At 39.5% G+C, this 7,669-nt stretch carries 7 protein-coding genes and 1 other annotated feature; of the genes, 1 reads left to right on the top strand and 6 read right to left on the bottom strand.

Going from position 1 to position 7,669, the window contains the following annotated elements:
* Window positions 1-150 precede the first annotated feature (150 nt).
* The 5 genes from LC033_RS15970 to LC033_RS15950 all read right to left on the bottom strand — a co-directional run bounded on the left by LC033_RS15970 (window position 151) and on the right by LC033_RS15950 (window position 5,780).
* On the bottom strand, window positions 151-1,068 hold the full coding sequence (locus LC033_RS15970; protein ID WP_226570126.1) for an oligopeptide ABC transporter ATP-binding protein OppF: 918 nt from the start codon (window positions 1,066-1,068) through the stop codon (window positions 151-153).
* Between the two features lies 1 nt (window position 1,069).
* A complete protein-coding gene (locus tag LC033_RS15965) occupies window positions 1,070-2,149 on the bottom strand; it encodes an oligopeptide ABC transporter ATP-binding protein OppD (RefSeq protein ID WP_264188793.1) in 1,080 nt (359 codons plus the stop codon).
* A 12-nt stretch (window positions 2,150-2,161) separates the two neighbouring features.
* Window positions 2,162-3,079, bottom strand: coding sequence for an oligopeptide ABC transporter permease OppC (locus LC033_RS15960; RefSeq protein ID WP_226570122.1), 918 nt, complete (start codon window positions 3,077-3,079; stop codon window positions 2,162-2,164).
* 3 nt (window positions 3,080-3,082) lie between these two features.
* Window positions 3,083-4,027 carry an oligopeptide ABC transporter permease OppB gene (locus tag LC033_RS15955; RefSeq protein ID WP_226570120.1) on the bottom strand — a complete coding sequence of 315 codons (945 nt, stop codon included), beginning with the start codon at window positions 4,025-4,027 and terminating at the stop codon, window positions 3,083-3,085.
* A 115-nt stretch (window positions 4,028-4,142) separates the two neighbouring features.
* Complete coding sequence (locus tag LC033_RS15950) at window positions 4,143-5,780, bottom strand: oligopeptide ABC transporter substrate-binding protein OppA (RefSeq protein ID WP_226570118.1); 1,638 nt, start codon at window positions 5,778-5,780, stop codon at window positions 4,143-4,145.
* 481 nt (window positions 5,781-6,261) lie between these two features.
* Window positions 6,262-6,481, top strand: a binding site (T-box leader).
* Between the two features lie 53 nt (window positions 6,482-6,534).
* On the opposite strand from LC033_RS15950, the gene trpS reads away from it, so the two are divergent.
* Window positions 6,535-7,530 (top strand): tryptophan--tRNA ligase, encoded by a 996-nt coding sequence (trpS, locus tag LC033_RS15945; RefSeq protein WP_226570116.1) that lies wholly within the window; start codon window positions 6,535-6,537, stop codon window positions 7,528-7,530.
* Window positions 7,531-7,591: 61 nt separating this feature from the next.
* Here trpS and LC033_RS17460 read toward each other — a convergent pair.
* Window positions 7,592-7,669 (bottom strand): IS3 family transposase (locus LC033_RS17460; RefSeq protein ID WP_326849188.1); only part of this gene is annotated, 78 nt, incomplete at its 5' end.

Genomic DNA, 7,669 nt, shown 5'->3' with positions numbered 1-7,669 from the left:
ACTTCTAATTGATTTCTTCTCTCTTCTTCACGTTTCGATAACATGTTCATCCCCCGCAGAATTGTGTTATTACCCTTATTATACAAAAAAGCTTGTAGACTTTGTCTACAAGCTGAAAGCACTGACCTTGCAGTGCTTTCTTTTCCGTTCTTATTGTTTCGCCTTGATCTCTTTAAACTCTTCCTCTGTGCAACTCACAAAGTGACCTGGCTTCACTTCACGGAACTCGGTGTTTGTTCCTTTATGAACAGATGGATCGTATTTAATCCGTTTACGGTTACGCTCATAATCAGGATCTGGAAGCGGAATTGCAGATAGTAAAGATTTTGTATATGGATGAAGCGGGTTTTCGTATAATTCATTCGCTGGTGCCAGCTCAACCAATTTTCCAAAATACATCACGCCGATACGATCACTAATGTATTTCACCATCGAAAGGTCATGCGCAATGAATAAATAGGTTAAGCCCTTTTCTTCTTGCAGTTCTTTCATTAAGTTGACGACCTGCGCTTGGATCGACACATCTAGTGCAGAGATTGGTTCATCGGCAATAATGAAGTCCGGCTCAACAGCTAATGCACGGGCAATTCCAATACGCTGTCTCTGACCACCTGAAAATTCATGTGGGTATCTGTTTGCATGCTCTTTGTTCAAACCAACTGTTTCAAGCAATTGATACACACGCTCTTTACGCGCTTGCTGTGTTTTCGCAAGGCCATGAATATCAATGCCCTCTGCAATGATGTCTAGGACTGTCATTCTAGGATTTAGTGAAGCATATGGATCTTGGAAAATCATCTGCATTTGGCGATTGAATTCAAGCATTTTTTGTCTTGATTTCTTCCCATGTACGCTTTCCCCTTTATAGAGAACCTCTCCATCTGTCGCATCATAAAGCCTGATGATGGTACGACCGGTTGTGGATTTACCACATCCAGATTCACCTACAAGTCCAAGTGTTTCACCTTTGTAAATATCAAATGAGACACCGTCTACCGCTTTCACAGTTCCTCTTACTGTATGGAAATGCTGCTTTAAATTTTTAATTTCTAACAGTTTTTCTGCCATGCTATTCACCCTCTTTTACTAATACAGGTTTTTCGTAGCTACCTTCTAGTTCACGCATTCTCGCCTTTACTGAAGCAGGCGGTTCAACTTTAGGTGCATTTGGATGAAGTAGCCATGATTTTACATAATGCGTATCTGATACTTTGAACATTGGCGGTTCTTGTTCAAAGTCAATTTTCATTGCATAATCGCTGCGGAGTGCAAATGCATCTCCTTTCGGCGGGTTTGTTAGATCTGGCGGTGTCCCTGGGATCGCTGACAGCTTCCCTTCAGATCCACCATCTGTATCTAAACTTGGCATTGATGCTAAAAGTCCCCATGTATATGGATGTTTCGGATTGTAGAAAATTTCATCGACAGTACCTGTCTCAACAATCTGCCCTGCATACATGACGGCTACACGATCAGCTACATTGGCGACGACACCTAGATCGTGGGTAATGAAGATAATCGATGTTTCCACTTTTTGCTGAATTTCTTTCATTAATTCTAAAATTTGTGCCTGGATCGTTACATCAAGTGCAGTTGTCGGCTCATCGGCAATCAATAGCTTTGGATTTGCCGCTAGTGCCATTGCGATGACAACTCTTTGTCTCATCCCGCCACTAAATTCATGCGGATATTGTTTGATTCTTTTTTCAGGCATTGGAATCCCAACTAGCTCTAATAATTCAATGGCTCTTTTTTCAGCCGCTTCTTTTGAAATATGTTCGTGCTTGAATAGTACTTCTGTAATTTGTTTCCCGACCTTCATCGTAGGGTTCAAAGACGTCATAGGATCCTGGAAAATCATAGAGATGTCTTTTCCTCGAATCGCTTCCATTTGTTTTTCCGTTTTCTTAATGATATCTTGTCCATCAAACAGGATCTCTCCGCGCTTAAAATAACCTGGAGGCATCGGAATTAGTCTCATGATGGCCTGTGATGTCACACTTTTACCAGAACCAGATTCACCTACAATTGCGAGTGTCTCGCCTTTATTTAAATGGAAGTTCACACCACGAATGGCTTGAACCTCTCCACCATATGTTTTAAATGAGATTGCAAGGTCTTTGACCTCTAGAATACGTTCACGTTCCATCCTAATCACTCCTTATTTACGCAACTTCGGATCTAAAGCGTCTCTTAGTCCGTCTCCAACCACGTTAAAACCAAACATTGTTATACAGATAAATGCGGCTGGGAACCATAATCTCCACGGATAGTACGTCATGGCCGGGATTCCATCAGACGCCATTGTTCCCCAACTAGCTAATGGAGCTGGTACACCGAGTCCTAGATAGCTTAAGAATGCCTCAGTGAAAATAGCAGAAGGGATCGTTAGTGTCATCGTGACAAGAATTGGTCCCATTGAGTTTGGAATCAAATGTTTAAATAACAGTCTAGAAGTTTTCGCACCCAATGTTTGTGCTGCAAGAACGTACTCCTGGCTTTTCAATTGTAGAACTTGTCCCCGAACAATACGTGCCATGTTAATCCAGCCTACAACTGTCATGGCGAGGATAATCGTCAATAAACCTTTTGGTAGAACAACCATCATTAAGATAACCATTAGTAATGTTGGAATAGCCCATAAAACGTCTGCAATACGCATCATGACTTCATCTGTACGGCCGCCTTTGAATGCAGCAATACTTCCCCAGATAATGCCGATGATCACGTCAAGAATAGCTGCAGCAAGACCGATGAAGATCGAAATTCTTGCACCTACCCATGTACGAACAAACATGTCTCGTCCTAAATCATCTGTACCAAACCAGTGTTCTTTTGAAGGTGGCTGGTCTGCATTAAGCAAATCTGTCGTCGAGTAATCGTATTTAGAAAACATCGGAACGAAGATTGCCAGTATCACAATAATAAAAATGATTGTGAGCCCTACCATTGCAAGTTTATTTGCACGGAAGCGAAGCATAGCATCCTTCCATAAAGATAGACTAGGTTTAGAAATTTTTTCAGATTCTGCTGCGTCAGCCGTCGCAGGCACAAATAAATCTTTTCTCATCTCTTCCATGTGTTAGACCCCTTTCTTCGCCTTCGTCAGTTTAATTCTAGGATCGATAATACCGTAGAGGATGTCAACAATTAGAATACTGATTAATAGAATGATACTGTAGAAGACTGTCACACCCATAATGACAGTGTAATCACGGTTTGTAATGCTTGTGACAAAGTGAGAGCCTAATCCAGGAATACCAAAAATCTTCTCAACGACAAAACTACCGGTTAAAACTGAAGCGGCCATTGGTCCCATGTATGTAATAACAGGTAACAATGCGTTTCGAATGGCGTGTTTGATCGTAACAGCTGATTTCGTTAATCCTTTCGCTCTAGCCGTTCTAATGTAGTCACTGTTTAGTACTTCAAGCATACTTGACCGTGAAAGTCTAGCAATAAAGGCCATTGGCATGAAGGATAGTGCAATAGAAGGTAGCACGGTGCTTGCCCAAGACTCCCATCCTGCAACTGGGAAAATCGCTAAAGAGCTTGCCTCAGATGCAAATACATATTGTAATAGCGCTGCTAAAATAAAACTTGGAACGGAAATTCCAAAGATCGTTAAAATGGCAATTGTATAGTCTTGCCACTTATTATGATAAAGCGCTGCAAGGACCCCAAACAATACACCAAATGCTAATGCGAGGAGAATTGCCTCAATTCCGAGGGTAAAGGAAACGGGGAATCCAGAACTGATTAAGTCATTTACAGTTTGTCCTTTATATTTAAATGAGGGACCAAAATCTAATGTTGCAACCGAACCTAAGTAGCTGACATATTGAACAAATAAAGGCTTGTCCAATCCGTAGTGCTCATTTAGATTGGCTTCAATTTCAGCAGGAAGTTTCTTCTCTCCAGAGAATGGACCACCAGGTGCTGCCTGCATGAGAAAGAAAGTTGCAGTTACAATAACAAACAGTGTGATTAAAATATATATTAATCGCTTACCGATATATTTAAGCAACGGAATTGCACCTCCATGATTTTACAACAATTTCTCTAATCAGCAAGAAAGGTATATGGAGAGACATCCTCCATATACCTTAAGATCCTTGACATAGATCTCTTACTCTATAATCTTACTTTTCGAAATATGCCCATTTGTATTGAACATCACCAAGTCCAGATACGACGACACCTTTAAGTTTTGGATCTTGTACCCAAAGCTGAGTGTAGAAGTAGATTGGTGCTATAGGCATATCGTTGATGATAATTTCTTCTGCTTTTTTCAGCATTTCTTCACGCTTTGATTTATCTGTTTCTTTCGCAGAATCATTCAATAATTGTTTGTACTCTTTGCTTTCCCATCCAGTGTCATTGTTTCCACCGTCTTTATCTTTGTAAAGCTCAAGGAAGTTCACTGGATCGTTGAAGTCACCTAACCAGCCCATACGTCCGATTTGGTAATCTCCACTGTGCAGTTTATCGATATAAACGTTCCACTCAGAGTTATCAAGTTCAACTTTAACACCTAGGTCTCTTTTCCACATTTCTTGAATTGCTTGTGCAATCTTTTGGTGGCCTTCATCCGTGTTGTAAGACAATTTCAATGGTGGAAGATCAGAAACAGACTTATAGCCTAATTCTTTGGCACCTTTTTCAAGAAGTTCTTTAGCGGCTGTTACATCATGATCTTTGAAGTAGCCAGTTTTGTTGTCCTCGAAACCTTGCATTGTGGGAGGAACGATTGCCATAGCTGGTACTTGTTCACCTTGTGTAATTTTATCAACAATTGCTTGACGGTTGATTGAGTATGCAAGGGCCTTACGGATGTTTGCATTATTTAAAGGTTTTACTTCTGTGTTGAATTTGTAGTTATAGATACCAGCGATCGTTTGAATTTTAAGATCGTCATCTTTTTTCAATGTTTTTAGAGACTCATTTGGAAGGCTTCCAGTTGGAGAACCAGCCCAGTCAAGCTCGCCTTTTTGGAACATGCTAAGCTCAGTGTTTGTATCTTTGATCATAGACATGTTAATCGTTTTCAGTTTTACAGTGTCTTTATCCCAGTATTCATCGTTCTTTTCAAGCGTGATAGAACCGCCATGTTTCCATTTAGAAAGAACGAATGGACCGTTAGAAACGTAGTTTTCACCAGCATTTGTGTACCAGTTTTTATTCTTTTCAGCCACTTTTTTGTTGACTGGCATATACGTATAGAATGCAGTTAGTTCAGTAAAGAACGGTGTTGGGTTCTCTAGCTCAACTACAAGCGTTTTGTCGTCTTTAGCTTTCACACCAACATCAGCAACTTTTGCTTTCCCTTTGTTAGCTGCTTCAGCACCTTTAATATAGTAAAGCTGATAAGCATATTGAGATTCATTTTTAGGATCTAATGTCCATTTCCAAGCATATTCGAAATCTTCTGCTTTAACAGGATCACCATTAGACCATTTTGCATCACGAAGTGTGAAAGTGTATGTTTTCCCATCAGCACTTGTTTTGATATCAGAAGCCATCGCATTTTCTGGCTTACCTTCAGCGTTTATTCTTGTTAATCCTTCAAAAGTCTGACGGATGACACTTCCTGAAGTTGAATCATTTGCCAAACCCGGATGTAAAGAAAAAGGCTCAGTGGAGATATTTACATTTAATGTTGTTTTAGCCTTTCCAGAACTGCTCGTGCCGTCGCCCGATTTGTTTCCACTGAAACCACAAGCGCTTAATACAAGTGTGAAAATAAGCATTAAAGTAACAACAGACCAACGCTTTTTCAACTGTATTCCCCCTTATAATATGTTTTAGTTCAAAGGTCTCGATAGAGATGAAATTCAGATTTAAGAAATAGCGTAAAAAAGTCCCCAAATAACTTACTTTCTATTTCTTTTGTTTTTTCTGAATTTTCACTATGTAAAGAGCCTAGCACAAACGTGTGAACAAATTCATTATAATGAATAGAATAATTTATTGCAATATCAATTTTATATATTTTTTAAAAACATAAATGGGGATAAAGAGGGATTTTTATAAACTAAAGTCTTAATCACTTCAACAAATTAAAGCGTAAATTGATTAAAATAATTTACCAAATTCCATAATAATAAAGTTTTATACATATAATTAATCGTCCTTTTTTAAAAAATTCTGAAAGATAATTTATATTTTATTTAAAATTTTAAGTGTCAAACGACATGAAGAGAAGGTCACATAAGGGGCTTCGTGACATTTTCATGGTCATCCTTTATAATGGATAGACATACTGTTGCGATGAAAAAGAAGAGTACATATATTCACCATTTACAGAGAGTCTGCGGCTGGTGGGAGCAGATAATGGCATGTATGGAATGGGCTTTGGAGCATCTAACCGAACACTTAGCAAAAGTTAGTAGGTATAGACGGAGCAGTCTCCGCTATCAACGTCTTGAGTGATTTCTGATTGAAATAACAAGGGTGGTACCACGGTTCATTCGTCCCTTTTCTGTTGAAAAGTGATGGGTGGGCCTTTTTATATTGAAGAAAAGAGGTTTTAGTATGACTAAGAAGACGATTTTCTCAGGCATTCAGCCTAGCGGTTCTGTGACATTAGGGAACTATATTGGAGCAATGAAGCAATTTGTTGATTTGCAGGATAACTATCATGGATATTTTTGTGTGGTGGATCAGCATGCCATTACAGTGAGACAGGATCGTTTAGCTCTTCGTCAAAATATTAGAAGCTTAGCGGCTCTTTATTTGGCAGTAGGACTTGATCCAGAGAAGGCGACACTCTTTATCCAATCAGAGGTACCTGCTCACGCCCAGGCAGGATGGATGTTGCAATGTGTTGCTTATATAGGGGAATTAGAAAGAATGACCCAATTTAAGGACAAATCCGCTGGTAAAGAGGCTGTCGTTTCAGGGCTGTTAACGTATCCGCCATTAATGGCTGGTGATATTTTATTATACGGTACTGATTTAGTCCCTGTCGGTGAGGATCAAAAGCAGCACCTTGAATTGACAAGAATGCTTGCTGAGCGCTTTAACCGAAAGTATAACGATATCTTTACTGTACCAGAAGTAAAAATTCCAAAAGAAGGTGCTCGGATCATGTCTTTAACTGATCCAACGAAAAAAATGAGCAAATCAGATCCGAACCAAAAGTCCTTCATTACCTTATTAGATGAACCAAAGCAGCTAGAAAAGAAAATTAAAAGTGCTGTGACCGATTCAGAGGGGATCGTCAAATATGACAAAGAAAACAAGCCTGGAATCGCCAACCTGCTGACGATTTATTCTGTATTAGGTAACGTATCAATTGCGGAGCTTGAACAAAAGTATGAAGGTAAAGGTTATGGTGAATTTAAAGGAGATCTTGCGAACGTTGTGTTAGATGCTTTAAAACCAATACAAGATCGCTACTATGATCTCATTGAGTCAGATGAGCTTGACCGCATTCTAGATGAAGGTGCTGAAAAGGCAAACCGTGCGGCAAATAAAATGCTGAAAAAAATGGAGAATGCCATGGGTCTTGGCAGAAAACGCAAATAAAAAAAGCTTGCAGCTGAACATGGGACTGACCCCCGTTTTTGAGACAGGGATCAAAACACCTTTATACAGCCAATTGCCGATAGTTTATCGGTGATTGGTTGTTTAGTTTTGTTTGAATACGAATGTTGTTATAATAATA

The organism is Bacillus stratosphericus (genome assembly GCF_020524495.1).
Classification (GTDB): domain Bacteria; phylum Bacillota; class Bacilli; order Bacillales; family Bacillaceae; genus Bacillus; species Bacillus stratosphericus_B.
Note: the sequence above shows the minus strand (reverse complement) of the source record. Positions and strands in the feature narration are given on the sequence as shown.